General features: G+C 64.6%; 27 protein-coding genes and 1 pseudogene. 16 read left to right on the forward strand and 12 right to left on the reverse strand.

Annotation, left to right across the window (positions count from 1 at the left end; all coding sequences use genetic code 11):
• Nucleotide 1 precedes the first annotated feature (1 nt).
• Both PDM29_RS05630 and PDM29_RS05635 read left to right on the forward strand, forming a co-directional pair.
• Complete coding sequence (locus PDM29_RS05630; RefSeq protein WP_311192895.1) at nt 2-1,213, forward strand: NAD(P)/FAD-dependent oxidoreductase; 1,212 nt, start codon at nt 2-4, stop codon at nt 1,211-1,213.
• A gap of 122 nt (nt 1,214-1,335) precedes the next feature.
• Nucleotides 1,336-1,836 carry a hypothetical protein gene (locus PDM29_RS05635; protein WP_311192896.1) on the forward strand — a complete coding sequence of 167 codons (501 nt, stop codon included), beginning with the start codon at nt 1,336-1,338 and terminating at the stop codon, nt 1,834-1,836.
• Nucleotides 1,837-1,842: 6 nt separating this feature from the next.
• Here PDM29_RS05635 and PDM29_RS05640 read toward each other — a convergent pair whose 3' ends face one another.
• Nucleotides 1,843-2,277, reverse strand: a complete 435-nt coding sequence (locus PDM29_RS05640) for a PepSY domain-containing protein (RefSeq protein ID WP_311192897.1) — start codon at nt 2,275-2,277, stop codon at nt 1,843-1,845.
• 141 nt (nt 2,278-2,418) lie between these two features.
• Between PDM29_RS05640 and PDM29_RS05645 the strand changes: the two genes are divergently transcribed.
• Genes PDM29_RS05645 through PDM29_RS05655 form a run of 3 tightly spaced genes read left to right on the forward strand, consistent with a single transcriptional unit; the run spans nt 2,419 to nt 4,699 of the window.
• On the forward strand, nt 2,419-2,715 hold the full coding sequence (locus PDM29_RS05645; RefSeq protein WP_425508720.1) for a PepSY domain-containing protein: 297 nt from the start codon (nt 2,419-2,421) through the stop codon (nt 2,713-2,715).
• Nucleotides 2,715-3,377, forward strand: a complete 663-nt coding sequence (locus PDM29_RS05650) for a response regulator transcription factor (protein WP_311192898.1) — start codon at nt 2,715-2,717, stop codon at nt 3,375-3,377. The genes PDM29_RS05645 and PDM29_RS05650 overlap by 1 nt, the downstream gene beginning before the upstream one ends.
• Nucleotides 3,374-4,699 (forward strand): sensor histidine kinase, encoded by a 1,326-nt coding sequence (locus PDM29_RS05655; RefSeq protein ID WP_311192899.1) that lies wholly within the window; start codon nt 3,374-3,376, stop codon nt 4,697-4,699. Before PDM29_RS05650 ends, PDM29_RS05655 begins: the two co-directional genes overlap by 4 nt.
• Here the strand turns inward: PDM29_RS05655 and PDM29_RS05660 are convergent, their stop codons facing one another.
• Together PDM29_RS05660 and speA are read right to left on the reverse strand one after the other, a co-directional pair.
• On the reverse strand, nt 4,700-5,023 hold the full coding sequence (locus tag PDM29_RS05660) for a DUF6122 family protein (RefSeq protein WP_311192900.1): 324 nt from the start codon (nt 5,021-5,023) through the stop codon (nt 4,700-4,702).
• Entirely contained in the window at nt 5,020-6,909 is a 1,890-nt protein-coding gene (gene speA, locus PDM29_RS05665) for an arginine decarboxylase (RefSeq protein ID WP_311192901.1), read from the reverse strand. Before speA ends, PDM29_RS05660 begins: the two co-directional genes overlap by 4 nt.
• Nucleotides 6,910-7,088: 179 nt before the next feature.
• Here speA and speE point away from each other — a divergent pair, with 179 nt between their 5' ends.
• On the forward strand, nt 7,089-7,943 hold the full coding sequence (gene speE, locus PDM29_RS05670) for a polyamine aminopropyltransferase (protein ID WP_125358411.1): 855 nt from the start codon (nt 7,089-7,091) through the stop codon (nt 7,941-7,943).
• Between the two features lie 87 nt (nt 7,944-8,030).
• Here the strand turns inward: speE and PDM29_RS05675 are convergent, their stop codons facing one another.
• Complete coding sequence (locus PDM29_RS05675; protein WP_311192902.1) at nt 8,031-8,936, reverse strand: aspartyl/asparaginyl beta-hydroxylase domain-containing protein; 906 nt, start codon at nt 8,934-8,936, stop codon at nt 8,031-8,033.
• Between the two features lie 411 nt (nt 8,937-9,347).
• On the opposite strand from PDM29_RS05675, the gene PDM29_RS05680 reads away from it, so the two are divergent.
• Nucleotides 9,348-9,998 (forward strand): RIO1 family regulatory kinase/ATPase domain-containing protein, encoded by a 651-nt coding sequence (locus tag PDM29_RS05680; RefSeq protein ID WP_311192903.1) that lies wholly within the window; start codon nt 9,348-9,350, stop codon nt 9,996-9,998.
• A gap of 3 nt (nt 9,999-10,001) precedes the next feature.
• Here the strand turns inward: PDM29_RS05680 and PDM29_RS05685 are convergent, their stop codons facing one another.
• Nucleotides 10,002-10,340, reverse strand: coding sequence for a P-II family nitrogen regulator (locus tag PDM29_RS05685; RefSeq protein WP_125358417.1), 339 nt, complete (start codon nt 10,338-10,340; stop codon nt 10,002-10,004).
• A gap of 139 nt (nt 10,341-10,479) precedes the next feature.
• On the opposite strand from PDM29_RS05685, the gene ubiK reads away from it, so the two are divergent.
• Nucleotides 10,480-10,746 carry a ubiquinone biosynthesis accessory factor UbiK gene (gene ubiK, locus PDM29_RS05690; RefSeq protein WP_282297869.1) on the forward strand — a complete coding sequence of 89 codons (267 nt, stop codon included), beginning with the start codon at nt 10,480-10,482 and terminating at the stop codon, nt 10,744-10,746.
• A gap of 81 nt (nt 10,747-10,827) precedes the next feature.
• Here the strand turns inward: ubiK and PDM29_RS05695 are convergent, their stop codons facing one another.
• From PDM29_RS05695 to PDM29_RS05710, 4 genes are all read right to left on the reverse strand, one after another.
• Nucleotides 10,828-11,733, reverse strand: coding sequence for an Abi family protein (locus PDM29_RS05695; protein WP_311192904.1), 906 nt, complete (start codon nt 11,731-11,733; stop codon nt 10,828-10,830).
• 188 nt (nt 11,734-11,921) lie between these two features.
• Nucleotides 11,922-12,791 carry a carbon-nitrogen hydrolase family protein gene (locus PDM29_RS05700; RefSeq protein WP_311192905.1) on the reverse strand — a complete coding sequence of 290 codons (870 nt, stop codon included), beginning with the start codon at nt 12,789-12,791 and terminating at the stop codon, nt 11,922-11,924.
• Entirely contained in the window at nt 12,788-13,399 is a 612-nt protein-coding gene (locus PDM29_RS05705) for a GNAT family N-acetyltransferase (protein ID WP_311192906.1), read from the reverse strand. The genes PDM29_RS05700 and PDM29_RS05705 overlap by 4 nt, the downstream gene beginning before the upstream one ends.
• A gap of 1 nt (nt 13,400) precedes the next feature.
• A complete protein-coding gene (locus tag PDM29_RS05710) occupies nt 13,401-13,814 on the reverse strand; it encodes a ketosteroid isomerase-related protein (RefSeq protein ID WP_311192907.1) in 414 nt (137 codons plus the stop codon).
• 118 nt (nt 13,815-13,932) lie between these two features.
• Here PDM29_RS05710 and PDM29_RS05715 point away from each other — a divergent pair, with 118 nt between their 5' ends.
• Nucleotides 13,933-15,912 carry a PEP/pyruvate-binding domain-containing protein gene (locus PDM29_RS05715; RefSeq protein WP_311192908.1) on the forward strand — a complete coding sequence of 660 codons (1,980 nt, stop codon included), beginning with the start codon at nt 13,933-13,935 and terminating at the stop codon, nt 15,910-15,912.
• A gap of 71 nt (nt 15,913-15,983) precedes the next feature.
• Nucleotides 15,984-17,081: a hypothetical protein gene (locus PDM29_RS05720; RefSeq protein WP_311192909.1), complete on the forward strand. Its 1,098-nt coding sequence runs from the start codon at nt 15,984-15,986 to the stop codon at nt 17,079-17,081.
• Nucleotides 17,082-17,172: 91 nt separating this feature from the next.
• On the opposite strand, the gene PDM29_RS05725 is transcribed toward PDM29_RS05720, so the two are convergent.
• Complete coding sequence (locus PDM29_RS05725; RefSeq protein ID WP_311192910.1) at nt 17,173-17,601, reverse strand: H-NS histone family protein; 429 nt, start codon at nt 17,599-17,601, stop codon at nt 17,173-17,175.
• A gap of 310 nt (nt 17,602-17,911) precedes the next feature.
• Here PDM29_RS05725 and PDM29_RS05730 point away from each other — a divergent pair, with 310 nt between their 5' ends.
• Together PDM29_RS05730 and PDM29_RS05735 are read left to right on the forward strand one after the other, a co-directional pair.
• On the forward strand, nt 17,912-18,283 hold the full coding sequence (locus PDM29_RS05730; RefSeq protein ID WP_311192911.1) for a DNA-binding protein: 372 nt from the start codon (nt 17,912-17,914) through the stop codon (nt 18,281-18,283).
• Nucleotides 18,283-18,795: pseudogene (locus PDM29_RS05735) on the forward strand (RES family NAD+ phosphorylase); the annotation flags it as partial. The gene PDM29_RS05730 and the pseudogene PDM29_RS05735, both read left to right, overlap by 1 nt.
• A gap of 148 nt (nt 18,796-18,943) precedes the next feature.
• On the opposite strand, the gene PDM29_RS05740 reads toward PDM29_RS05735, so the two are convergent.
• Nucleotides 18,944-19,252, reverse strand: coding sequence for a hypothetical protein (locus tag PDM29_RS05740; protein ID WP_311193867.1), 309 nt, complete (start codon nt 19,250-19,252; stop codon nt 18,944-18,946).
• A 582-nt stretch (nt 19,253-19,834) separates the two neighbouring features.
• On the opposite strand from PDM29_RS05740, the gene PDM29_RS05745 reads away from it, so the two are divergent.
• Nucleotides 19,835-20,317 carry a MarR family winged helix-turn-helix transcriptional regulator gene (locus tag PDM29_RS05745; protein WP_311192912.1) on the forward strand — a complete coding sequence of 161 codons (483 nt, stop codon included), beginning with the start codon at nt 19,835-19,837 and terminating at the stop codon, nt 20,315-20,317.
• Between the two features lie 25 nt (nt 20,318-20,342).
• Nucleotides 20,343-21,263, forward strand: a complete 921-nt coding sequence (locus PDM29_RS05750; protein WP_311192913.1) for a CPBP family intramembrane glutamic endopeptidase — start codon at nt 20,343-20,345, stop codon at nt 21,261-21,263.
• Nucleotides 21,264-21,306: 43 nt separating this feature from the next.
• Here PDM29_RS05750 and PDM29_RS05755 read toward each other — a convergent pair whose 3' ends face one another.
• Nucleotides 21,307-24,054, reverse strand: coding sequence for a TonB-dependent receptor plug domain-containing protein (locus PDM29_RS05755; RefSeq protein WP_311192914.1), 2,748 nt, complete (start codon nt 24,052-24,054; stop codon nt 21,307-21,309).
• A 232-nt stretch (nt 24,055-24,286) separates the two neighbouring features.
• Here PDM29_RS05755 and PDM29_RS05760 point away from each other — a divergent pair, with 232 nt between their 5' ends.
• Nucleotides 24,287-24,976, forward strand: coding sequence for a basic secretory protein-like protein (locus PDM29_RS05760; protein WP_311192915.1), 690 nt, complete (start codon nt 24,287-24,289; stop codon nt 24,974-24,976).
• A 109-nt stretch (nt 24,977-25,085) separates the two neighbouring features.
• On the forward strand, nt 25,086-26,588 hold the full coding sequence (locus PDM29_RS05765) for a YifB family Mg chelatase-like AAA ATPase (RefSeq protein ID WP_311192916.1): 1,503 nt from the start codon (nt 25,086-25,088) through the stop codon (nt 26,586-26,588).
• The last annotated feature ends 11 nt before the right edge of the window (nt 26,589-26,599 follow it).

Below are 26,599 nucleotides of genomic sequence, written 5' to 3' on the forward strand. Positions count from 1 at the left end.
CATGGACCTGAAAAGCGGTTATCCATACTGGGCCATCCGCAACGGGCTGATGCACGCCTTCCCGCCGTTGCAGCAGGATCGACACTGTGACGTGCTGGTGGTGGGCGGCGGGATCAGTGGTGCGCTGATCGCCAACGAACTCTGCGCGCACGGTCATGACGTGGTGTTGATTGAACAGCGCGACATCGGCTGGGGCAGCACCGCCGCCAGCACTGCGCTGCTGCAGTACGAGATCGATACCCACCTGATCGACCTGGCCGATCAGTACGGCGAGTCTGCCGCGGTACTGGCCTACCGCGCCTGCGCCGAGGCGATTCCGGCGCTGCGCGCCGTCGCCGCCGGCTTCCGCGGCGTGGACTGCCATCCGATGCACAGCCTGTACTACGCCAGCAAGCGCCGCCATGGGTCGGTGCTGGAAGCCGAATGTGCACTGCGCCGCAAACACGGGTTCGACGTGACCTGGCTGGACCGTGCCAAGCTGCAGGCGCAGTACGGCATTGATGCACCCGGCGCGATCCTGAGCGCGCTGGCGGCCCGCGTGGACCCGTACCAGCTCACCTACCGCCTGCTGATGCGGCTGGCCAAGGCCGGCTGCGCGGTACATGACCGCACCACGCTGCATACCCTGCAGACCACCGCGCGCGGGGTAAATGCCATCACCACCGAGGGAACGCAGATCCGTGCCCGGCATGTGGTGCTGGCCACGGGTTACGCTGGCCAGCACTGGTTGAAGCCGCGCGTGGCCCGCAACCGCAGCAGCTATGCCTTCATCACCGACCCGGTCGACCCGGACCAGCTCGGCGCGCTGTCCAATACGATGGTGTGGGAGTCGGCGCGGCCGTATCTGTACCTGCGCAGTACCGGCGACCACCGCCTGCTGGTGGGCGGCGAAGATGATGCGGTGGATGTGCCAGCCCGGCGCGATGCCCGGGTGCAGGGCAAGGCCCGCACGCTGCTGAAGCAGGTCAACCAGCTGTTCCCGGACCTGCCGCTGCAGCCGGCCTTTTCGTGGGGCGGCACGTTTGCCGAAACCGCCGACGGCCTGCCGTTCTTCGGCCCGCACCCGCAATGGGGGCCACGGGTGCTGTTCGCCATGGCCTACGGCGGCAACGGCATCACGTATTCCATGGTCGGGGCGGGGCTGCTGCGTGCGCGGATCGAGCGCCGCCGGCACCCGCTGCAGGCGCTGTTTGGCTTCGAGAGGCTGCGGTAGGTACCCACCGTTGGTGGGTACACGGCCAGGGCACACGACAAATCCGGCCCATGACAGGCATCATTCAAGCAGCGCCTGCTAGCGTCAGCCTGTCGGCCGCCCTGCCTGCCCCGGAGCCTCCCATGATCCGCCCGCTTTCGCTGCTGCTGTGCCTGCTTGCCCCCGGGGTTGCCCTGGCGCAGTCCGCCGCCGGTGCCACCGGCCCGCAGTCGGCCACCGACCTCAACCTGGCCGTGCCGCAGGAACCGCTGCAGTACCTCAATGACCCCACCCTGCGCGGCGACCCGCCCGGCACCTTCTACGGCGACAAGAGCGGTCGCCGCGTCGCGCGCGGGCCGGCCGGCAACGGCATTGCCGAGGTCACCGATGACAAGCTGCGGGTCAACGGCAGCTTCACGACCGGCATTGGTTATTCGGAGAACTTCGGCAATACGCACTTCAACGCCGCCGAACTGAACCTCAACAAGAATTACACCAACGACGAAGGCAAGACCCGGAACATGAATCTCAACATCCGGGTCAGCGAGGGCAAGGGGCCTGGTTTCTATGGCCCTTATGGCTACGGCGATTACGGCTATGGCGGGGGCGGCTACTGGGGCGGCCCGGGTCCTGTTGGCTGGTAAGCCGGCTCAGTCCCACCAGCCGTCGCGACGGCTGCTCAACACGCGGCCGTCGTAGCCGCTCATGCGCACGTCCACGCGCTGGTTGTTCTTGTTGTACGCATCCAGCGACCAGGTGGCCCCGTCGCGGTCCACTTCCGTGATACGGGTGTAGCCGGCCTTGGCCGCCAGATCGAGGATCCTGCCGGCATCCAGCACCGCACGGCCGTTGGCCGAATCGAAGATCTCACCCTTGGCCGGGTCGATCAGCACGTCATCGCGGCTGCCGTCGGCACGGGTGACTTCGGCTTCCCACATGCCGTCATCGCGTTCCAGCTCGTGCACCTGGGTGTAGCCGGCGGCACGCAGCTTGGCCTGCACTTCGGCTGCGCCCAGTTCGGCGGCGAAGGCCGGGGCGGCGGTCATGGTGGCGGCCAGTGCGGCGGCAATCATCAGGGTCTTCATGAGGGGGTTCCTTGTGGCAACCGGACCATTCCGGCACCGCCAGTCTGGCAAGCGTCCTTAAGCACCTCATGAGCAGCATTGTTAGGGTTTGTTTAATCGCCCCGCGTATACCGTAGGCCTTGCTCCCACGTGTGCGCCCCCATGTCGCCCTACGCCCTTGTGCTGCCCCTGCTGCTCAGTGCCACCCAGGACCCCATGCGGGTGCTGGACGGCAACGCGCGCGAACAGCAGGCGGTGCGCCAGGCCGTGCAGCAGGGCCGCTATGTCCCGCTGGAGACGGTGGTGCGCGATGCACTCAAGCGCTACCCCGGCAAGCTGCTCGAGGTGGAGCTGGACGATGACACCTATGAGATCGAGATTCTCGCCCCCAACGGCAAGGTGATGGAGCTGGACTATGATGCGCGCAACGGCCGCCTGCTGAAGATGGAAGAGGACTGATGCGCCTGCTGCTTGCCGAGGACGACACGGTACTCGCAGATCGCCTGCGCACGCTGCTGGAAGAAGCCGGCTACGTGGTGCTGCACAGTACCGACGGCAGCGACGCCGAGTACCAGGGGCAAGTGGAGGACGTGGCTGCCGCAGTGGTCGACCTTGGCCTGCCGGGCCTGGACGGTCTGAGTGTGATTGAACGCTGGCGCCAGGCCGGCCGCACCTTTCCGGTGCTGGTGCTGACCGCCCGCAGCCGCTGGCACGACAAACTGGCCGGCTTCGATGCCGGTGCGGATGATTTCCTGACCAAACCGTTCCAGCCTGAAGAGCTGCTGCTGCGTCTGCGTGCGCTGATCCGCCGCAGTGCCGGCCACGCCAGCCCGCGTCTAAGCTGTGGTCCGCTGCAGCTGGACGTCAACGCGGCGCGTTTTGAACTGGATGGAGTGCCATTGGCGCTGAGCCCGCAGGAATACCGCATTCTGAGCTACTTCATGCATCACCCGGACGTTGTGATCAGCCGCTCGCGACTGGGCGAGCATGTCTACGAGGCTGGCTTCGATCCGGACTCCAACACCCTGGACGTGCTGATCGGGCGCATCCGCCGCAAGCTGGGCAGCGAGCTCATCCATACCCATCGCGGGCAGGGTTTCCGCCTGTCAGCACAGCCATGAAGGCACGTTCACTGCGCAGCCGTCTGCTGCTGGCCGGCGGGCTGGGCATGGTGCTGGTGTCCGCGCTGGCCACCTGGTGGCTGGGCGCGTTGTTTGAAAGTTCGGCACGCACCGCGTTGGACGCCCGCCTGGGGAACGATCTGGTATCGGTGCTGTCGCTGGCGGAAGTGGATGCCAACGGCCAGGTGCAGTTCCGTCGCGAGCTGGTCAATGAGGACTACCGCCGGGTGTTCTCAGGTGCTTACTGGCAGGTGCGAACGCCGAAGGGACAGGCGCTGGCACAGTCGCGATCGCTGTGGGACGGCACGTTGCCTGTACCGCAGGCGCTGCAGACCGGTCCGGCGCGTGCCTTCGACAGCCTGGGCCCCCTCGACCAGCCGCTGCGCGTGGTGGCCCAGCAGGTGACCCTTCCACGTGCGGGCACGCCGCTGCAGGTGCTGGTTGCCGCTGATCGCAGCGCGCTGGACGACCAGGTCAGCAGCTTCCGTCAGCGCACTGCGTTGGCGCTGATCGTGCTGGTGGCGCTGTGGTTTGCGGTGCTGGTCAGCCAGGTGCATTACGGGCTGCGACCGCTGGCCGAGCTGCGCCGCATTGCCGCGCAGGTCCGCAACGGCGAGAACGTGCGGTTTCCGCAGCAGGGGCTGGTCAAGGAAGTGGCCCCGCTGGCGGATGAACTCAACGCCCTGCTCGACCATCACGGACGCATGGTGCAGCGCGCGCGACGTAGCGCGGCCGATCTGGCGCATGCCCTGAAGACCCCGTTGACCGTGCTGGCCACCGAAGCGGAGAGCGACGGCAGCGACTGGCGCCAGACGCTGCGCGGTGAAACCGCACGCATGCAGGCCAGCATTGACCGGTATCTGGCTGTCGGCGTGGCCGCTGATCACCAGCAGCGCACGCCGGTAGGCCCGGTACTGGACGCGTTGTGCCGGCTGATGCAGCGCGTGCATGGCGACCGCGACGTGCATTTTGTCTGCGACGTCAATGCACAGGGGCTGTTTGCCGGTGCGCGCGAGGACCTGGAAGAAATGCTGGGCAACCTGCTCGACAACGCGGGCAAGTGGGCGGCGCACAGCGTCGAGGTGAAGGTGCGCCATGAGGGCAACCGGATGCGCTTTGAGGTGCGCGATGATGGTGCGGGTTTGCCCGAAGAGGATCTTGAGCGCGTGCTCGGCCGCGGTGTGCGGCTGGATGAGCGTGCGTCGGGTAGTGGCCTGGGGTTGGCGATCGTGGCCGATATTGCCGAGAGCTATGGCGGTACGCTGACGTTGCGTAATGGTGCGCCCGGATTGGTAGCGACATTGGTGTTGCCGGCGGGGTGATCAACGCCCCGCGTGCATCCACCAACAATCGATGGCATCCAACGTGATGTGGATCATCAATCCAATCCCGAACAATCGCGTCTTCTTCGGCACGCACAGCCCCGCGTACACGGCAATCGCCGGTGCGGTATGCAGGGGATGGAAGCCGATGCTGCAGCGATTCGGTGCGTAGATCGGGTCGGCCAGCAGGTGGTCCAGGTCGATGATCCAGCCCAGCAGCAGCAACGACCACGCCGACAGGAAGCGCTTGCGCCAGAACATCCACGCCAGCAGTGCAGGCACTGCGGCGTGGAGAAACAGATGGAAGATCGCGCGTGCGGTCACACCAACGGTTCGTCGGACAAATACGTATAACCGGTCAACCCGGCCTCCAGCGCCTCGGACAGCTCCTGCGCACGCGCCGGCTCCAGCTTCGCCGCCGCCACACGTTCGGCGTAGGCCGCACGCAGGTCGTCCAGACGGTAGCCCACGTAATCCAGCATCACGTCGGTGGTGTCGCCACGACGCTGCTGGGTGATCGCATAGCCATCCGCATCGGCCACCACTTCCACTGCGTCGGTATCGCCGAACAGGTTGTGGATGTCGCCCAGGATTTCCTGGTACGCGCCGACCATGAAGAACCCGATGCGGTAGCTTTCGCCCGGCTTCATCGCGTGCAGCGGCAGCGAGGTGTCCAGGCTCTCATTTTCCACATAGGTCTTGACCATGCCGTCGGAGTCGCAGGTCATGTCGGCGATGATGCCGCGGCGGTCAGGCACTTCGTTCAGGCGCTCGATCGGCACGATCGGGAACACCTGATCGATCGCCCAGGCATCGGGAATCGACTCGAACACGCTGAAGTTGACAAAGTACTTGTCGACCAGGCGTTCGTTGAGTTCGTCCAGCGCCGGGCGGTGGCTCTTTTCGTCGTAGCTCAGGCGCGCACGCACGCCATGCGCGATGGCATAGAACAGGTCGTCGATACGCGCACGCTGCGGCAGGTCGATCTGGCCCAGCGCGTAGCTGGCCAAGCCTTCGGCATGGAAGTGCTGGGCTTCCTGGAACAGTTCCACCGCCGGGCGCTGGTCCAGTTCCTCGTGGATTTCGCGCAGGTGGCGGATCGCCGCCGGCTCGTCGTCATGCGCATCCGGCACGCGGCCTTCCTGCGCCTGCTCCACTTCAGAGACGTTGGCAATCAGCACCGCGTGGTGCGCGGTCATCGCGCGGCCGCACTCGGTGACAATGCGCGGCGGGGTCAGGCCGTGCTCTTCGCAGGCATTGGCCAGCGGCTGCACGATGTTGCTGGCGTAAGCATTCAGGCCGTAGTTGATCGAGCAGAAGCTGCGCGAACGGGTGCCTTCGTAGTCCACGCCCAGACCGCCGCCGACGTCGACGTGGGTGATCTTCGCGCCCAGGCGCGACAGTTCCACGAAGTACCGGGTGGCTTCGCGCATGCCGTTGGCAATGTCACGCACGTTGGAGATCTGCGAGCCCATGTGGAAGTGCAGCAGGCTCAGGCAGTCGGCGTACTCGGTGTCGCGCAGCGACTTCCACAGGTCCAGCAGCTGGCGCGGCGACAGCCCGAACTTGGCCTTGTCGCCGCCGCTGTTCTGCCACTTGCCTGCGCCCAGCGAGGCCAGGCGCATGCGCACGCCCAGGCCCGGCTTCACGTCCAGCGCCTTGGACTCCTCCAGCACCAGCTTCAGCTCGGAGGGCTTCTCGATGACGATGAAGGTCTGCAGGCCGAGCTTGCGGCCGATCAGGGCCAGGCGGATGTACTCGCGGTCCTTGTAGCCGTTGCAGACAATCAGCCCGCCCGGGCGCGACAACGCCAGCACGGCCATCAGCTCGGGCTTGCTGCCCGCTTCCAGGCCGAAGCCCTCGCCATGATGGCTGGCCAGGGTGCCGGCCACGCCGCGGTGCTGGTTGACCTTGATCGGGTACACGGCGGTGTAGCCGCCGGCGTAGTCCCAGTCGGCCTGGGCCTGGCCAAACGCCGCCTGCAGCTTGCCCAGGCGCTGGCCGAGGATGTCCGGGAAGCGCACCAGCAGCGGCAGCTTGGCCCCGGCCGCACGGGCCGAATCCACAATCGTGGGCAAGGACACCACCGGGCCGTCCTGCCCCGTCGGTCTCACCACCATATGCCCCGCCGGATCCACGTCGAAGTAGCCATCCGCCCAATGCGGAATCGAGTAGGTCTTACGGGCTTGGTCGAGGGACCAATCGGTCATTGCAGTGGGCCTGGTTGGTAAAAAAGGGGGTGCATGATAACGCCTATATGCCGACAGCTCCGTTATCATGCGCGCCCGCGCCCGTGTCCAGGCTTGAACCTGAACGGGGCGGACCCCGTCCGGACGCGCCTTGTGCCGCCATCCCGGCTCCAACACCCTCCGAACAGGACCGTTACTCCATGACTGACAACAGCAACTGGTACATCGAGCATTTCGAGCGCACCGGCTCGGCCATTGGCTACCGCATCACCGGCAAGCTGGACGAGGTGCAGTCGCCGTTCCAGAAGATCGAGATCTTCCAGACCACCGACTGGGGCAACCTGATGACCATCGACGGGGCCATCATGCTGACCAGCAAGGACAATTTCTTCTACCACGAGATGATCAGCCACCCGGTGCTGTTCACCCACGCCGCGCCCAAGCGCGTGGTGATCATTGGCGGCGGTGACTGCGGCACCCTGCGCGAAGTACTGAAGCACAAGGGCGTGGAAAGTGTGACCCAGTGCGACATTGACGAGCAGGTCACCCGCATGGCCGAGAAGCACTTCCCGGAACTGTGCGATTCCAACAGCGACCCGCGCGCCGAGCTGATGTTCGATGACGGCGTGGCCTACATGGCCAACTGCCCGGCCGGCAGCGTGGACGTGGTGATCGTGGACTCCACCGACCCGGTCGGCCCGGGTGAAGGCCTGTTCAACAAGGCCTTCTACGAAAGCTGCTTCAAGGCGCTGAAGGACGACGGCATCCTGGTCCAGCAGTCCGAATCGCCGCTGATGCAGCTGGCGCTGATCAACGAAATGCGCACCGAAATGGGCAAGGCCGGCTTCCAGTCGTTCAAGACCCTGCCGTTCCCGCAGCCCTGTTACCCGACCGGCTGGTGGAGCGTGACCCTGGCGCGCAAGGGTCAGAGCAGCTTTGACTTCCGCCAGGCCGACTCGGCCTCCAAGAGCTTCGACACCCTGTACTACACCGCCGCGCTGCACACCGGCGTGCTGGTGACCCCGCCGTTCGTGCAGGCCGCGTTGAAGGGTTGATTCAGAAGATATCGGGGTGCCGACCAACGGTCGGCACCTACCGGGTCTGCGGTAGGTATCGACCGTTGGTCGATACCCTCCGGGCCGTTACAGCGCCCAGATCCCCGCAATCACCGCGAGCACCAGGCCCCACTTGATCGCGTGGTAGGCAAACGCGCTCTTTGCGCGCAGCGCCTTGGCCTTCAGCCGCACCTTGTACAGCCCGCCAAATGCCTTGTTCACCCCACCGGTGGGATCGCCCGGCAGGTTCGGCGAGGCACCGCCGGCCAGCAGCGTGGCCGCGACCGCGCGGTTGAACAGCCCCGGCAGCCCGAAACGCAGCGGCCGCGCGATGTCGCAGAACAGGATCACCCGGTCTTGCTGGGTCTCGTTGTGCGCGTGGTGGATGTAGGTTTCGTCGAACATCATCCACTCGCCGTCACGCCAGCTTTTGCGGATGCCGTCCACTTCGATGTAACAACCATCGTCGTTTGGCGTGGCCAGCCCCAGGTGCAGACGCAGCGAGCCGGCAAAGGGGTCGCGGTGCGGACGCAGCTCGCTGCCCGGCGGCAGCTGCGCGAACATCGCTGCGCGCACCTCGGGAATCGACTCCAGCAGCGCCGTGGTCTGCGGGCACAGCGCCTTGGCCGACGGGTGCGAGGGGCCGTACCAGCGCAGGTAGAAGCGCTTCCAGCCACGGCGGAAGAACGAGTTGAAGCCCGCGTCGTTGTAGGTGCTGGAGGCGGCGATCTTGTCCGCATCGCGCAGCGCCAGCGCCTCGTCGCGGATCATCTTCCAGTTCGCGCGCAGCGGCTCCAGCTGCGGGAACTCCTTGCCCGGGTCCAGGAACGGCGTGGTCGGCACCTTGGAGAACAGGTACATCACCACGTTGATGGGAGCCATGAAGCTGGAATGGTCCAGCAGCTGGCGCGACCAGCGCGCCCGGACCTTGCCGCGGTAGTGCACGTACAGCACGCACGCCACGAACAGGGCCACCACAATTATCTTGATCATCGAACGTCCACCGGCGGCTGCCGGAAAGCATCAGTGAAGGGGAGTGCGCACGCGGTGCTGGCAGGCCTTGGGGAGCGGCGGGCCACGCGTGCCGTATTCAAGATCGTTATGGTCCGCATGCCTTCGCGTCCGGTCAAGCCAGTCGTGTACAGGTAGCGGACATTCACCGCGCGGCCTGTCTCACATCAATGTCAACCATTTGATTTTGAAAGGTATTTCGCCGGCGGCGGGACGCCTGTCCGTAGCGTGCGCGACAAACTGTTCCACCTCTGGGTCCGACATTTCTCCGACAAGGGCTGGATTGCTGTACTTCCGGGTACTAAAATTAACGAAAGTTTGACATCACCCCCATTCAGCTGCACCGGTACGCCTGACGCTTCGCGCCGACCACCGGGTCGCCCAAAGAACGTCATGAATACTCCTGCTCCCTCGTGTGTCGATGACACCGCCCCGGCCCTGTTGCTCAAGCGTGGCGAACGCCTGCTGGAACCGGACGTCTACCGCACCTGCCTGAACGGCCAGCCGGCCGTGGTCAAGGACTACACCCGCTACAAGGGCACCCCGCTGTCGCTGGTGGCGCGCCTGCTGGTGCGCCGTGAGGCCAGCATGCTCAAGCGCCTCAGCGGCTGGAAGCACGCCCCGGCCCTGCTCGGTACGATCGGCGGCCTGGCCCTGGGTATGGAGTTCATTCCGGGCCAGACCCTGAGCGCGGCCACCTCGGTGGGCGTGGAGGTGTTCGAGCAGCTGCAGTTCGCGCTGAGCCGCCTGCATGCCGCCGGCATCACCCACAACGACCTGCACGGCACCAACGTGATGGTGAATGGCGGCGTGCCGGTACTGGTGGACTTCACCTCGGCCTGGCGCAGCCCGCGCTGGCTGCCGGTGCACCCGGTGTCGCGCCAGCTGCGCCGCAGCGACATGAAGAACCTGCTGAAGATGCGCCAGCGCCTGACCGGCGAGCGCCCGACCGAAAGCCAGGCGGCGCTGGTCGCCGACCCGCGCTGGGTAGCGGGCGTGCGGGTGGCCTGGAAGCGTTTCTACAGGTGGTTCAAGGGCGTTTGACGGTTACAACGCGTCCGCGTCCAACTCGCCGGTGCGGATCCGCACCACGCTGCCCAGGTCGTACACGAACACCTTGCCGTCGCCGATCTTGCCGGTGCCGGCCGCCTTGACGATGGCTTCCACCACCTCGTCGACCTGGGTGTCGGTGACCGCCACCTCGATCTTCACCTTGGGCAGGAAGTCGACCACGTATTCCGCGCCCCGGTACAGCTCGGTATGCCCCTTCTGGCGACCGAAACCCTTGACCTCGGTCACCGTGATTCCGGTAACCCCACGCTCGGCCAGCGCCTCGCGCACGTCGTCGAGCTTGAACGGCTTGACCACCGCCATGACCATCTTCATTCGTTGGCTCCTGTATTCGCGGCAGCGAGGATACCGCCTGTCGGCCGATGAAGGCGATGCTGCCACCGTATTCCGGCCACCCCCTCGGGGATTATCCTAGGCGTGAACCTGGCCAGCCCCCACCGAAGCGGAGTCCCCCATGATTGACCTCAACCAGATCGACGACCTGGCCCGCCGCCTGAGCGACATGGTGCCGCCGGGGCTGCGCGAGCAGCGTGAGGAACTGCAGGCCACCTTCAAGAGCGCCCTGCAGGCCGGCCTGGCCAAGCTGGACCTGGTCACCCGTGAAGAATTCGACGTACAGCGCGCGGTGCTGCTGCGCACCCGCGAGAAACTGGAAGCGCTGGAGAAGACCGTGGCCGCGCTGGAAGCCGGCGGCAACGCACCGGAGCGCCCGGCTCCGTAACGCCCAGGTTCTAAAATCGGCCGTAGAGCCACGCCCTGCGTGGCTGCGTGATGCGGATCTGCCCGTGATCTGGCAACCCCTTCATGACCGCCACAACCGGTGAGCATCCCAATCGGGTCCGGCTCCGAGCCCGCGAACCCGTTCCTCGTTGATCAGGCTTTGCTTCAGAAGAGTATCCACGCGATCTCTCCAGTCCAGTGCATCTCCGGCGGTCCCTTGAAGCAGCTTGCGCAACAGAAGGAGCAGGAAGAACAGCCGACCGGTCTGAAACGGTGCCTCCGGCTCGGACCATCCTGACGCTCGCGGCCGAATCGCAGCAACACCGAATTCCTTGTTCCACAGGCGGCCATGATGGGCGACGACGTTTCTGGCGACGCTCGTGACATGCAACCAGTTCTGAAGCACGGGCGCAGCGATTCCAAACTCCCTGCTTATGGCCTTCTGCTCTGATCCTCGCATTGCGCCGTACAAACGCGATAGGGAACCCAGAGACATGACTTCAGTCGCCATCCAGATAGGAACTCGTGGAAAGGCTGGCTGAGAGTACTTCTTCTGATAGTGAAGAATGAAGACTTCTTTAGAGCGCTCTACTTCTTTGAACACACCTTCGAGCCAAGCCTGGTGTTGGTCGCTTGAGCAGCCCAGGTTGTTCTCGGCCAGGTACCCGAACGCACCGTGTGCATGCGAGAAGTGATAAGCGACCGATGTTCGCACGGCGATCTCTACATGACTGATCGCTTCCATTACTACATCTCGCAGAGCACAATCAAACTGGTACAACTGGAGCGCGTCCTCAAACGTTGCGCCTTTTCGAAAGCTGTCACTCCCTGCGTTTCGCTGAGGATAAAGGTACCCCATGAGTCGGTAATAACCTACGCGTTGAAGATATCGCTCAGCGGTGCCAACGTCGCAAATGGCCAAACCGCGCTCCTGCAATTGCCTCAGTTGTTCCTGGATCGAGAGCGGCGGCTTGCGGTAATGAGTCATCCAGACACCCCACGTTGCGGGCAAAAAAAACCCGCCAATTTGAGCATGGCGCGATGTTTCGCGTCAGAGGCGTGGCGGGTGTGTTGGGGCTAGTCTAAAGAGCGGGTCGATTACCTGCAAGTAACCCACAACCAGCGATTCATGCAGCAGTGCTCGGCGTGCCGAGGTCGACTTTTCACATATATGAATCAACCGCAGCCCGAACCAACTGCGACCCGCTGCTTTCCCCAGTCCCCATCCACCGTCACCTGCGCATCGTCCAGGCACCGGGTCAGCGCCTCGAAATCCAGATCCGCCATCGCCCACAGCTGATCGCCGACGGTGCTGGCCAGCACGCCATCGGCCGGGAAGCCACGATCCATTGGCGCGTATAGCACCGCCTCACCGGTGTTGACGTCCAATGCCGGACTCCAAGCCGCCTCTCCGGCGGTCACCGCCTTGGCGATAAACATGCGGTTCTCCAGCGCGCGAGCCATGCAGCCCACGGCCACGCGAGTGGAGCCGGCGTCGGTGTCTGTGCAGCTGGGGACCAGCAGCAGCCGCGCACCGGCTTCGCGCTGGGCGCGCACGCTGAGCGGGAACTCGCTGTCGTAGCAGACGGCAATGCCGGTGCTTACGCCACCCAAGTCGAACACCTGCAATGCATCGCCGGGTTCGATCACGCCCAGCTGCTTTTCGAAGCCGGTCAGCTGCATCTTGTCCTGGTAGCCACGCTGACCATCCGGCGAAAACCACCACGCACGATTGCGATATCGCCCTTTGCCGACCTGTAACAGGAAGGTACCGGCCTGGATGATCATGTTCAGGCTGCGCGACAGATCGGCATACAGCGCCAGCCAGTCATCGTGAAACGCCTGAATACCGCGCAGCGATGCCGGCAGGCTCTTGGACACCTCCGGACCCAACACTGAGGCCAGCTCCAGCGAGAGATATTCGGGCAGCACCGCCAGCTGCGCGCCAGCGGCGGCAGCCTCACCCAGCACAGTGCGCTGACGCTCGGCGAACGCCGCCCACGAAGCCGGAGCCTGGATCGGATACTTCGCAACCGCCACTTTCATTGGGATGTCTCCAGTTCGCGCAGCCAGAAGGTCAGCGCGTGATCGCTTTGCGCCGTCGCGCCGACTTCTTTCCACGCCAGCGTCGCGCGCAGGTTCGGGTGCTCACGATAGCCACGACCATTCCAGAACGCATGGTTGCTGTGGTATTCCGCCGGGCAACGCGGATCGCCAGCCGCTCGAACCACCGAAGCGAACGCGCTGGTGCGTATCCCGCGCAGACTACGCGCATGCGCTTCCCGTTCGTCAAAGAAGCGGTGGCCCAGTCCGCGCCCGCGATAAGCCGGCAACAGCACCGATTCGCCACAGTAAAAGATCTGGTCTTCAGCCAGATTCGCCTGCTGGAAAGGCTCGCGAATGGCTGCCTCCGCCTCTACCAGCGGCATGCCGGTGGAGGCACCCACGGGCACACCCGCATCGTCCAGCGCTAGCACCAACACGCCGCCCGAAGCATGGCTCAACGCTTCAAGATACTCGCGCTCATAGGCCATATCGCCGTCGTACAGATACGGGAAATCTCGGAATACCGCGATGCGCAGGCGCGCAACATGTTCCAGCCACGGCAGCATGTCCGCGCCGGTAACCCGCACCACTTGGATGACCGGATCCATCTCAGGCAGCCGGTGCGATCTGCGCGATCCAGTCGGCGAGATTGTAGTAATTGGTCACCCGCGCAATGCGGCCGTCGCGCACCTCGAAGAACGCACCACCCGGCAGCACATAGCGCTGGCCAGTCGCCTCCGGCAGGCCGTCGTCGGTCGCCTTGTACTGGCCATGCACCACATAGCTGGCCGCCACGTGCACGCCGTCGGCGTTGGACATCACCACGATGTCCTTCAGCTGCTCGGCATAGTTGCGGTCCATGCGCTGCAGGAAGGTGCGGAAGGCCTCACGCCCGATCTCGCGCTCACCCTGGTTGAGATCATGGGCCACGTCATCGGTCAGCAGGGCCAACATGCCCTCGCGGTCGCCGGCATTGAACGCCTGGTAGTAGCGCTCAACCAGCGCTTGTGCCTCAAGGCTCATGAAAGTCTCCTGGTGGGGGCTGCAACGCGCAGCAGACCCGAAGTATCGGAAATCTTCCCATGCACGTACACCCCGCACTCCTCTATCATCCTGACTCCCTCCTACCCGCACCGGCATCATGGACCGATCCCGTTCGCGTATCGCCCGCTCACCGCGTTCGCTCTGGCGGCTGGCCGTACTTTCTCTGCTGCTCGGCTCGGTCGCGAGCGCCACCGCCCAGACCGCGCGAAAGCCGTCCCCTTATGAAGTTCGCCCGGGTACTGAAGCCGCATCCCCCACGGCCAACACCAGCCCGGACTTCCTGCCACGGATAGAGACCCGCGCCCAATTCCTGCAGCTGGCACGCGTCTACAACGCCGGCACCGCGCTGGAACTGCCGCACCTGATCTTCGTGATCGACCGGCGCAACGGCAACCGCATCTACTACGTCAACACGCCGCGGCATGCGCTGCATGAGCAGTTCGTGCGCCAACAGGGGCTGGTGCGCAGCCTGGACAAGGCCACGCTCAACGCCCAGTACCGCGACCCGGACCGACGCTTCCTGTTCGGCACGCTGGCTTGGCAGCAGGATCTACCGGGATACACCTACGAGTTCTGGGAGGGCGACCAGCTTACCTCCGCACTCCTGCGTGAGACCGACGCAGCGGTGCGGGCTTCGTTCGCCGAGCCGGTGCGCTTCAAGACCAACTCCACACAGCATGATGCGCTGGCACGATCCACCGGGCTGGCGTTCGTCACCCAGGAAACCTTGCTGCGCGAACAGCGCTTCCTGCCCCTGAACACAGGCAGCACCGAGGGTCGGCTGCGCATCGTGCGCACGCAGGCGCAGCTGGACGCGCTTTCACCGCGCGACATTCCGGTGCTGGACGAGGTTCCCATCGCCCTGGCACCGGTGGCCGGCCTGGTGACGCAGCGTCCTTCCACCCTGCTTTCGCATGTGAATCTGCTCACCAAGGGCTGGGGCATTCCCAACGTGTACGTGCGCGATGCCCAGCAGACGCTGCGTCAGTACGATGGACGCTGGGTGTCGCTGCAGGTCACGGCCAACGACTATCGGGTGACCCCGCTCAAGCGCCCAGCCCGCACGCCCTCCAGCAGCACGCCCCGCCCGACGGTACGCAACCTGCCCCGCCCCGACCTCAGCGTGACCGCGCTCAAGCCACTGGTGTCGCTACGCGCCCGAGACAGCAGGCAATGCGGAGTGAAAGCGGCAAACCTGGGCACGCTGAAAGCGGTACTGCCACCGGCTGCCAGCGTGCCCGATGGCTTCTGCATCCCGTTCGCGCATTACCAGGCAATGTCCGAACGTCTCGGCATTGCCGCACGTCTGCAGGCACTGCAGCGCCGCCCAGGTTTCGACACCGACCCCAATGTGCGTCGCGAAGCGCTCACAGCCCTGCGTGCGGATATCGCCAACGCCGCGCCCGACCCGGCCTTCGTGCGCGATCTGGACCGGCAGTGGCAAAGCCAGCTGAAAGGCGCTGCCGTGTTCGTACGCAGTTCGTCCAACTCTGAAGACCTGCCCGGCTTCAGCGGGGCGGGTCTGTACACCACCGTGCCGAATGTGACGCGCACGGAGGCGGCTGCGAAGGCGGTACAGACGGTGTGGGCGTCGGTCTACAACTTCGAAGCCTACGAAGCACGGGCCGCCGCAGGCCTGCCACAGGATGCAGTGTCGATGGCGGTGCTGGTGCAGCGCGCCGCGCCCTCGGACAGCTCGGGGGTAATGATCACCCGCGACCCGTTCGATGCCAACCGCAAGCACGTCACTTACATCTCGGCCAAGCGTGGCCTGGGCATCCGCGTGGTCGAAGGCAAACGCCAGGCAGAGCAGGTGATGTACTCGAACTGGTCAAAGGCGGTGCAAGTGTTGAGCCGCTCCGCCGAGGACACCCAGCTGGTCGCCCAGGCGGGCGGCGGCGTGCGCGAGGTGCCGATCATCGGCTCACGCCAGGTGCTGACCGACGCGCTGATTGCGCGCCTGGCCAAACTGGGCGTCGCCACCAAGCAGGCGCTCGGTGGTGTGGACCAGGACATCGAATGGGCCGTGGTCGGCGACGACATCCTCATCCTCCAGTCCCGCCCTTACACCCCGTAGAGCCACGCCCTGCGTGGCTGCACCACCCGAATAGAATGCCAACACCCTCGCCAAACAAGGAAGCGTACGAAATGTCTTCACGGATGACGCATCTGAAATCTCACCGGCCGCAAGGTCGAGTAGCCCTGCTGCTGTGCAGCCTGATGCTGGGCAGCCTCACCCACGCCGAGGCCAGCCCCAGCGTGCAGATGCACCGCGTCGGTGGCGGTACGCTCAGCGCTGACGGCTGGACCGAAGCTGCATCCACCCTGGGCAACTTCTCGGTCCGCCTGCCCTGCCTGTTCAATGACTTCAGGATGACGCCCGCGAGCGGCGAAGTGGTCATGGCCGACGGCGTGGGCTGCCCTGCCGGTGCCATCCGCCTCAGCGCGGTGCGTGCGCACTATCGCGATGAAGCCACGGCAAGCAAGTACTTCGAGAACATTGCCACCGCCGAAAAGGAACCGGGCGCGCAGATCGAGCGTTCCACGCAGGACGGGCATGCCACAGTGACATTGCGCAACGAAACCGACGCAATGTGCGCGCAGGCGCGCACGGTGCGGGCCGGTGCCAGCAACATCTTGCTGATCGTGGAGGGACCAAGATCGCAGTGCGACGACATCAAGGCCAGCGCAACGCCCTTCCTGGCATCGCTGAAGCTGGGCATCGGGGAGGTGGCAGCAGTGCCCGTCCCCACTTCATTGCCAGAGTGTCCCTTGCAGCTGGAACTGGCCGACGGACCGGTGCAGTCTGCCTTCAATGCGCTGCCGCACGATGCGATCGATCAGACGGAGGAGCAGAAGTGCCAGCCCGCTACGGTCATGACAGTCACGATCCGGCGGCAAGGCATCTGCCGGATTGGCGATACCACCATGTCGATGGCCTCGCTGGTGACCCGTAAGGACACCGGCGCACCGATAGAACTGACGTTCGGGACCTGGTATGGTCCGGACAAGGACGCGGCGCTGAAGGCGTTTCTTGAAAGCCAGCATGCCCGCCAGCCGATTTCCGTTTACGCGCGCCCTACTTCGATAACGCACGACGTCACCACCGTGGTCAGGCAGCCGGGCGGCACCCTTCTGTCGCTGATCCGCCCCTCGCCAGGATCACAAGGCACTACCTTCAGTACGGTGACCCAGCTCGCCCCCGCCAATCTGGAGCTGGTCCGCAACCTGGACACCTGCCACTGAAAGACGCCCGGTACAGCCACGCCCTGCGTGGCTGCGCCATGCCGAATCGGCCGATCGCTGGACGGGCATGGCCCGTCCCTACGTGGTGCGCTCAGGCCTGCTTGAACACCGTGCGTTTACCAATCGGAGCAGCCTTACGCGCCGTCGGCTTGGCCAGCCCCGGAATCAGATAATCCGCCACGCTGCGACCGCGCGCGGTTTTCTCCAGCAACCAGCGCGGCGTGCTGCCACGACCGGACCAGGTATTGCGCTTGTTGTCCGGATCACGGTACTTCACCGGCGCTTTTCCAAGCTTCGTGCGCTTGACGCGTTTGACGCTTTTGGTCGCAACAGGCGCTGCACCCGTGCCAGTACCGAGCAGTTCTTCGATGCTGTAGCCGGAGGCTTTGGCGATGGCCAGCAGCTTCCGGCGCACCTCGCCAACCGGCGGACGCTTCTCCAGAAGCGCTTTGCGCTTCTGGGCGGCCTTCATGAGGGACGTGAGTTCGCGTGAATTGAGCTTTTCGAGGTCAATAGTCATTCATGGAGAGTCGTGCGAAAGCGAAGTAAGTGTCAAGCGTGACCAACGTCATTACGCAATAACGCCCCACTGTCGAGTCGGGAAAATGCCTGATACGTCATTGCTGCACATACTGATACAGAACTGATCATTCGTTATGCATGCTGGTTCTCAGATCGCATGTTGAAACCTCCACATGAACCCCACCCCGGTGCATCCAGCGACCACTTCCGCAGTGTGCCCTCCTGTCTCCCTTGCTCCGAGGGCCACCTCAGGCCGCATGACACTGTGCGCAGAATGTGCGTATATTGTGCGAAACGGAGGTTCCATCATGTCTCCACAACTGATCGACCAGTTTGTTGAATCGCTGCGTGAGCCGGGTACCAGTGATCTGTCGCCGGCTTTGATGGCCGCCACGCTTGGCGTGGCGCAGCACGATCTTGCCACCGTAATCGGCGTTCATCGGAACACGCTCCGCTTGCACCCGGAGTCCTTTCGGGTACAGGAATCTCTTCGTGGCCTGGTAAGCGTCGTCGCGGCGGCGGCGCAGATACAGCCCGACGTGACGAAGGCGCTGTTCCTGGTAAAGAACACCCCCGTCGAGATGTTCGGCCATCGCACGTTGTTGCAGGTGGTGCGCGACGGGCGAACGGATGAAGCGCTCGCGTACCTGCGCTCGATATCTGCGGGGTTTGTGGGTTGATCCTCGCACCGGCGCAGCTGGATGTGGCGCTGTATCGTGCCTTCATGCCGCGCTGGGCCGCCGAACCCTTGAGCGGTGCAGGTGCCGCGCTGGCGGGTGGCCGTTTCAATCGAATTGCACAACCGGCGCTCTACCTTTCATTCGAGCTGACAACAGCGGTAAGCGAGTACCAGCAGACGTCTGCGTTTGCACCACCCCTTACGCTCGTCACGTACAGGGCAAGCCTTCCTCCATTGGTGGACTTGCGTCGCCTGCACGAAGGGGGCTGGGATCCTCTGTGGCTGGACTGGTCGTGCGACTGGCGCCAACTGTCGATCATCGCGCGTGTTGAACCGCCATCGTGGGTGCTGGCGGACCTGGCGCGGGAGCTTGGGCACGCCGGCATCATTTTCCCAAGCCAAGCATCGCCAGGTGGCGTGAATGTGGTGCTGTTCGCCGACGTAATCCCCTTGGATCAGCTACTCACGGTCGTAGACCCCGACGGCGTGCTCCCCCGTGATGGCCGGAGCTGGGCCGCGCTCTTATGGACGTGCACAAGGACGCGTTCCCGCAGGGTGGACTTTCGGGCGACCATGGTCTTCTCCAGTTGCCCCTGCCCGCACGGTGCACGGACTGCCGTCCGTTCGTTCGTGCGAGCAGGGCGACTGCGCTGGGGTCAGCTCAGTCTCGTTCGGAACCAGGGCTTGCTCCGACCGGCCGGCGCACGCGCTGCACCTCGTTCTCCTCGCGGCACGTTGGCGATTTCTCGCCGATGCATAGCGAGTCCGCCACATGGTCTGATGCGTTGAGGATCGCGCGACGCCACTGCGCCCGCTCAACGGCCGTGGTGTCGTGGCCGATTTCCACGATGCGTCTCATGAACAACCGGATGGCTTCGGCCGGCGCGTATGGTGTGCGCTTCAGCACGCCTTTGAAGTCAGAGCGCAGCTCGTCTTCCACACGCGTGCGTACCCAGGCGGGCTTTTTCATCGGCGTGCCCTCCAACGCTGGCAGACCAGTGCAGCTTCAAGTTCTTCTTCGGGTACGTACGACCTTCGTGTTTGCATGGCAAACCTCCTGCAGAGTGCGACCCCTGCCGGAATGGCGAGGGGTCGGGAGGTTAGAACCGCAAACCTAGAACACAAACGGCGGGCATATTTCCCCCTTGCGGGGGTGTTGTATTAGCCACCCTCCCGACGCAGGACGTACGTTCCGACGCAGGACAACGGTAGTTCAAGGTTTGGAGATTCTACGCTCCGGGGCCTACCCTGCAGGAATCGAACAACAACTGACATAGCCAATTGCGCCACAAGCGTGGCGATTTACTGGCGCGCGATCAAATGGCGCGACGCAATCGGCGCGGCAAATACTCGCAACGCCTGTGGCAGTAGACGGAAGCACACCCAGGTAGCGCTGCGGTCACGAGCGGATGGATGTTTCGTTGTGTGACCTGCGTGCGCTTTTTGCCAGTCCACCATGTACTGGCCGATTGCGGCATCTGGCCCATCTGCGACACACACCCCCTACTTCCGGCACATGGCGAACATGTAACAGCGCTTATACATTTCAGCCATGGACGCCCCCTCCCCTACCCTCGGCACCTTGGTCCGGCACCTGCTCGAGCAGCTGGATGGCGACCTTGAAGCCGTCTACGCGGCCTCGGGGCTGGAGTGGCGACCGCGCTACACCCCGGTGCTGCGTGTGCTCATGCGGCTGGGTCCGGCCTCCATCAAGGTGCTGGCGCAGGAGATCGGCATCACCCACTCCGCGGCCAGCCAGACCGTGACGCAGATGGCCAAGCAGCGCCTCGTCGCGCTGAAGCCGGGTGCAGATGCGCGCGAGCGCATCGTGGTGCTCAGCGCCAAGACCCGCCGCATGGTGCCTGCCCTGCAGCGCCAATGGGCCGCAACCAATGCAGCAGCCGCGCAACTCGACGCGGAGTTGTCTGTGCCGCTTTCCGCCGTTCTGGCCGAAGCCATTGCCGCACTGAATCAACGGCCGTTCGCGGCCCGCATCGCCGCGGCGGCTGCCACCTCCGGTAGCACCGCCCCTTAGCCGCAGTACCCACCAGGGATCGCATATGAACGCAGTGACGCAGTCCAGTGCAGTGCCCGTTCCCACCCGTCCTACATGGCAGCCGATTGCACTTGGCGAGCACGGCGTGCTGAAGCCTGGCAAGCTGCGCTGGTTGCGCGCCTGTGCCTGGGCTATCCCCCTGTTCTTCCTGGTCGCCATCCCGGCGGGTGCGATCACGCAGTTGCTTGGCGGTTTCTGGCCGAAGACTAACGAGCCGATGCAGTTTGTCGCCGGCCTGCTCGGTGCTCTGGCGTCGCTCGGAATCTATGCACTGGCCGTGCGGTTGGCCGAGAAGCGAAAAGCGTCGGAGATTGCATTACGCCCCATGCTCCCACAGCTCTGCTTCGGCCTGCTGACTGGCGTGGCGATGTTCTCCGCCGTCATGGGCATCATGGCGGTGTTCGGCCTCTACGACATTCAGCCAACTGGCCCGGCATCCGCGTGGATCCCTCTGCGCAAAGCGATTCAGGCGGGCGTGGTGGAAGAGCTGATGATGCGGGCGGTGCTGCTGCGCCTGTTGTGGCGGGCGTTCGGCCCTTGGGTGGCATTCGCGGTGTCGTCCGCCGTGTTCGGCCTCAGCCACCTGGGCAATCCGAATGCGACGGTGTTCGCCGCCATCTGTATTGCCCTGGAAGCCGGCGTGATGTTGGGCGCGTTCTACGCCCTGACCGGCCGCGTCTGGGTGTCGATCGGTGTGCACATGGCCTGGAACTTCACCCAAGGCTATGTGTTTGGCACGGCCGTGTCGGGCACGGAGCTTGGGCCGGCCATTGCACGGAGCCTGCCCAATGCGACGGTACCCGAGTGGCTCACCGGTGGTGCCTTCGGCCCGGAGGCATCGCTGCCCGGGCTGGTGGTCTGCCTTGCCGTGGGGCTTGCGGTGGTGTGGCTCGCATGGCGTCGCGGCCAGTTCGCCAGGCAGTGATGGAGTTCGGGGTGGCCTGCTCCGCGGCCACCCCGATCCTGCTCTACTGGAAGTCCAGCGACAGCTCGACGAACATCGAACGTCCGAAGGCGTTGTACACACCCTGATCGTAGTAAGGCCAGTTGCCGTTGGTATAGTCCCTTGGCGGGCGCTCGTTTGTCAGGTTATTGGCGGTCAGCAGCACGCTCGCCAGCTTGTTGATGCGGTAGTTGACCGTCGCGTTCCAGGTGGTCCACGGCCCGATGTTGCGTTCCTCTCCCGCGGAATTCCAGGTGCGGGCGTTGCGCACGCCGAACACGTTGGTACTGAAGGCACCGATGTTCCAGCTCGCACCCAGCGTGGCGCGGTAGTGCAGCTCATTGGAGTTGGCACAACACAGCATGTCCAGCACCGGGTCGCCTTCCTGCTGCTGAAGTTCGTGCTTCAGCGGACGGTAGTAGCCGGCATTCACCCCGAACTCGCCCGCGCGCCCGGCGCTCCAGCGATAGTCACCCGATGCCTGGATGCCGGTCTGGCGCTGCTTGGCCAGGTTGATCGGATACGAGAACACCTTTTCGACGCCGTTAGGATTGAGCGGATCGGTGCCCGGCAGGCGCTGCACCTGGGCCAGGATCTGCTGGCAGGTGGGCGAATTGATGTCAAAGGCCACATCGCCGTTCTCGGAGCGCCCCAAGCGGCAGTTGGCCTCGGTGGTGAGGATGCTGTCGGTGCCGAGAATGGACACCTCGTTCTCGATCTTCACCGAGTTGTAGTCGACCGAGAGATTCAGGGCGTTGTCCAGCGCGGACCAGACGAAGCCATAGGTGAAGGTCTCGGCGGTGATGTCCTTCAGGTCGCGGTTGCCGGTGCTGGAGGACAGCACCTGCAGCGAGGACTGCGGGCAGTCATCGTAGTTCTCCGAAGTGTATCCAGCCTGACGGCACAGGAAGGTGTCCACGTTGGTGGTGTATCCGCTGCTTTCGCGCGAATACAGGTAGAACATGTCCGGCGACCGGAACGCGGTTGCGTAGCTGCCCCGCAGCAGCAGCGACTCCACCGGGCGGTACTCCAGGCCCAGCTTCCAGGTCGCCTTGCCGTTGCCGCCACCACCCTGCAGCGAATACTTGTCATAGCGCCCGGACAGATTGGCGCTGAACGTGTCGAAGATCGGCACCTGCAGTTCGGCACCGACGGCGTACAGATCGCGCTGACCTTCTGCCGACGTACCGGCCGTCGATCCTCGGAACAGCACGCCGGCATTCGGATCGGCCGACTGGTTGAAGAACTTCTCGCGCGTGCCCTGGAGGATCATCGCAAAGCCGACATCACCTGCGGGCAGACCGAACAGCGACGTGTTGGTCACCAGCGCGGTCACGCCCGTGCGGGAGGCCGAGGACTCGGCGCGATTGGTGCCGCTGAACTGGTCGTACAGCTGCCGCGTCAACGGCTGGTACAGCAGATCCAGGTTGGGCGCGTAGGCGTCGTAGCCGTTCACCTTGCCCAGCTGCGGGCCCAGGTAATAGTCATCAATGCCGCCGGTAGCCAGGAAGTCGGTTGATTTGCGTGTGACATCAGTGCTGGACCGATTCACGTACACGTCGTAGTCGAAGCCGGTGTCGCCCAGCCCGCCGCGTGCGCCGGCGGTGATGTTCAGCGAGCGCGTGTAGACCCGCTGGTCCTTCGCGTCCATGCCCACTTCTTCGGGCGCGTAGATGCGCTGCCACTGCTCGTAGTTTCCGCTGGTCTGGTTGTAGAAGGTCTTGTTCCAGAACGGGCTGCCACCGGAGTACGTCGGTCGGCTGAAGCTGAAGAGGATGTCCGAGTACAGCTCGGTGGTTTCGCTGAGGTGGTAGCGCAGGAACGTGGTGGCGTTTACGTCCTCGCTCTTGTTGTAGAGGGTGGCCGTGCCGACATTGTCCGGGCTGCCGCAGTAGTAGCCGGTGCCCGCCGCGTTGCGGTGCGCGTAGCTGGTGCTGCCACCGAACAGATAGGAAAGCGGCGCGCAGGTGGCTTGGCCGGGATCAATATAGCCATTCGGGGACATCTGCATGCGCAGGAAGGTGCGCGAGGGATCCTGCGGGCCGGTCGGGCTGTCGTTGACGCTGTCGATGTAGCTGCGGTCGGACGCGAAGATCGGCTTCTGCTTGGTGTACTCCAGCCCGTAGCTGAGATCCAGGTTGCCGAAGGAATGGCCACTGCTGAAGATGAAGCGCTGGCTGGAACCGCCGCCATCGCTGTAGCCGCCGGCGCGGTAGCGGAAGTGTGTGCCCTCCACCTTGTCCTTCAACACAATGTTGATGACGCCTGCGACAGCGGACGAGCCGTACACCGATGACTGCCCACCGGTGAGGACATCAATTCGCTCGACCATGCCCAGCGGGATGTTGGCGATGTCCACGATGCTGGTATTGCCGTTGTAGGCCAGCGGATAGCTGTTAAGCGGACGCCCGTTGAGCAGGGTCAGCGTGTAGCTGGGATCCAGCCCGAACAGACTGATCGTTTTCGCACCCGGGGTGTAGAAGCCGGTGCCCTGGGAATCCTGCACGGAGCCATTGGACGTTGGCAGCGAACGCAGCGCATCGAAGACCGTGGTGAAGCCCTGCGCTTCGATCTCCTCGGCGGTGATGGTGGTCACCGGCGAAGGCCCTTCGACCTGCGCGCGGGGGATCAGCGAGCCGGTCACGTTCACCGTATCGAGCTTACGTGTGGCCGGAGCCGCACTTTCTTCATCGGGCGGCGATGACTGCGCCTGTGCGAGCAGCGGTTGGAGCAGTACGGATGACACCAGCAACGACAGCAACGTGCGCTTCATCTTGCAGATCTCCAGTACAAGGTCTCCCGGCGCGATATGGCGCAGGAGACGGGGTGCGGGGGTTCCATGAGGCGTGGGGGTGGGGCTTTTCTAGATCGATCTAAATCGATTGTCAATAATTTGAGATGTAACCATTTCCAAGCGCTTGGATCGAACGAAATGGCACTTGCGGCGGCCTACGGCCTTGTTGCAGGATCAGCGCGGTTGCCCATCACGTCCTGGAGTGCCGCCCATGCGTCTGCGCCGTTGCCTGATCGTCCCCGTGGTTGCTGCTGCCCTCGCCTTCCCCAGCGCATACGCGGCCGACATTCAACAGACCCGCGACGGCGTCACACTGACCTACCAGGACCAGAGCGGCTCGACCGCTGCAGATGTGCGTGACCGGATCATCGCCACCTTCTTCGCCACTTACCCGCGCCAACGACACGACTTCCATCCCTCGGCACCGTCCAGCGTGCGCATCGTGATGGACCCGTCCTATGACGGCGTCGCCTATGTAGGCGAAAAAGAGAAGTCGGCCACCATCACGATCAATCCGCGCTGGCTGGTGAAACACCCCAATGACACGGACCTGGTGACCCACGAAGGCATGCATATCGTGCAGGGCTATCCCGGCTACGCCAGCGAGCAGGCACCTTCGTGGCTGGTGGAGGGCATCGCCGACTATGCCCGCGACCAGTACGGAGTGGCCAACGCCGCCGGAGGCTGGGCACTGCCCACGCAGATCAAGCCGGAGCACAAGGTGGACAGCGGCTACCGGGTCACCGGTGCGTTCCTGAAATGGGGCGAGGCCGCGCATCCGGGGCTGGTGAAGGCGCTTGATTCGGCATTGCGCAGCGGAAGCTATACGCCGGCGCTGTGGAAGGAGCACACCGGTGAGGATCTGTCGGCGCTTTGGAAGGATTACGCTGGCCGGCAGTAGCGCGCCTGCAAAGCAGAAATCTCTGACATGGCGTGTGTGCCCGTGCTGATAGGCATGGGCGTGCGGTCCTCCCAGACTTTCGGGCTCCTGCCACAAACCGGAGCCCCGCATGAGCCTTGCGCTGGTGCACAGCCGCGCCCGCATCGGCATTAATGCGCCGGCGGTACGTATTGAAGTGATGTTGAGCGGCGGCCTGCCGCATACCACGCTGGTGGGCCTTCCCGCCGCTGCCGTTCGCGAATCATGCGATCGCGTCCGAGCCGCATTGCTGTGTGCGCAGTTCGAATATCCGAACCAGCGCATCCTGATCAATCTGGCCCCCGCCGACCTGCCCAAGGAGGGCGGCCGCTTTGACCTCGCCATTGCGCTGGGCATTCTTGGGGCCAGTGGGCAGATCGACCCGCTGCTGCTGAATCGCTATGAGTTTCTGGGCGAGCTGGCGCTGACCGGTGAACTGCGCGGGGTGGATGGCGTGCTGCCGGCGGCGCTGGCTGCGGCCGAAGACGGGCGCTGTCTCATTGTTGCTGCCGCCAATGGTGCGGAAGCGGGGCTGGCCCAGGACACGGATGTGCGGGTTGGGCGCACCTTGCTGGAGGTGTGTGCGTCCCTGCAGGCGCATGATCTACCCCGGGCCGTTCCCGACGAGACCATCGCCGCGCAGGTGCCCGACCTCAGCGACGTCCGCGGCCAGCCTCTGGCGCGCCGTGCACTGGAGGTCGCCGCCGCCGGTGGCCATCACCTGTTGCTGCTGGGCAGCCCGGGCTGTGGCAAGACCCTGCTGGCCTCGCGGCTACCAGGCATCCTGCCAGACGCAACCGAGGCAGAGGCGCTGCAGACTGCCGTGATTACCTCCTGCAGCGGCAACGGCATTGATACGGCGCGTTGGCGACAACGGCCGTTCCGCGCACCGCACCATACCGCCAGCGCGGTGTCGCTGGTGGGCGGCGGAAGCTACCCACGCCCGGGGGAAATATCGCTCGCACACAACGGCGTGCTGTTTCTGGACGAGCTGCCGGAATGGAGCCGGCACACCCTGGAAGTGCTGCGTGAGCCGCTGGAGTCCGGCCACGTCAATGTCGCCCGCGCGGCGCGCACCGATGCCTTCCCCGCGCGCTTCCAGCTGGTGGCCGCAATGAACCCGTGCCCGTGTGGTTGGGCCGGCGACCGCAGCGGGCGCTGCTGCTGTACCCCGGAGAGCATCCGCCGCTATCGCGCGCGCATCTCCGGCCCACTGCTGGATCGCATCGACCTGCACGTGCAGGTGCCGCGACTGGAGCCTGCGGAACTGCGCAGCGATGCACCGCTGGGCGAAGACAGCCGCAGTGTCCGCGCACGTGTGGTGGCAACACGCGACATCCAGCTACGGCGTGCGGGCAAGCCCAACGCCCTGCTGGTTCCCACTGAACTGGACAAGCACTGCCGTCTAGCAGAGGACGACCAGTATCTGCTCGAGGCCGCAGTCGAGCAGCTGCAACTCTCCGCCCGCTCCATGCACCGCATCCTGCGTGTCGCACGCACCGTCGCGGACCTGGCCGGTTGCGACAACATCGAAACCACGCATCTCGCCGAGGCCATCGGCTACCGGCAAGTCGATCGGGGGATTCGGTCGTGAGCTCGAACTTC

Origin of the sequence: Stenotrophomonas oahuensis (genome assembly GCF_031834595.1) — a bacterium.
GTDB classification, from domain to species: Bacteria; Pseudomonadota; Gammaproteobacteria; order Xanthomonadales; family Xanthomonadaceae; genus Stenotrophomonas; species Stenotrophomonas oahuensis.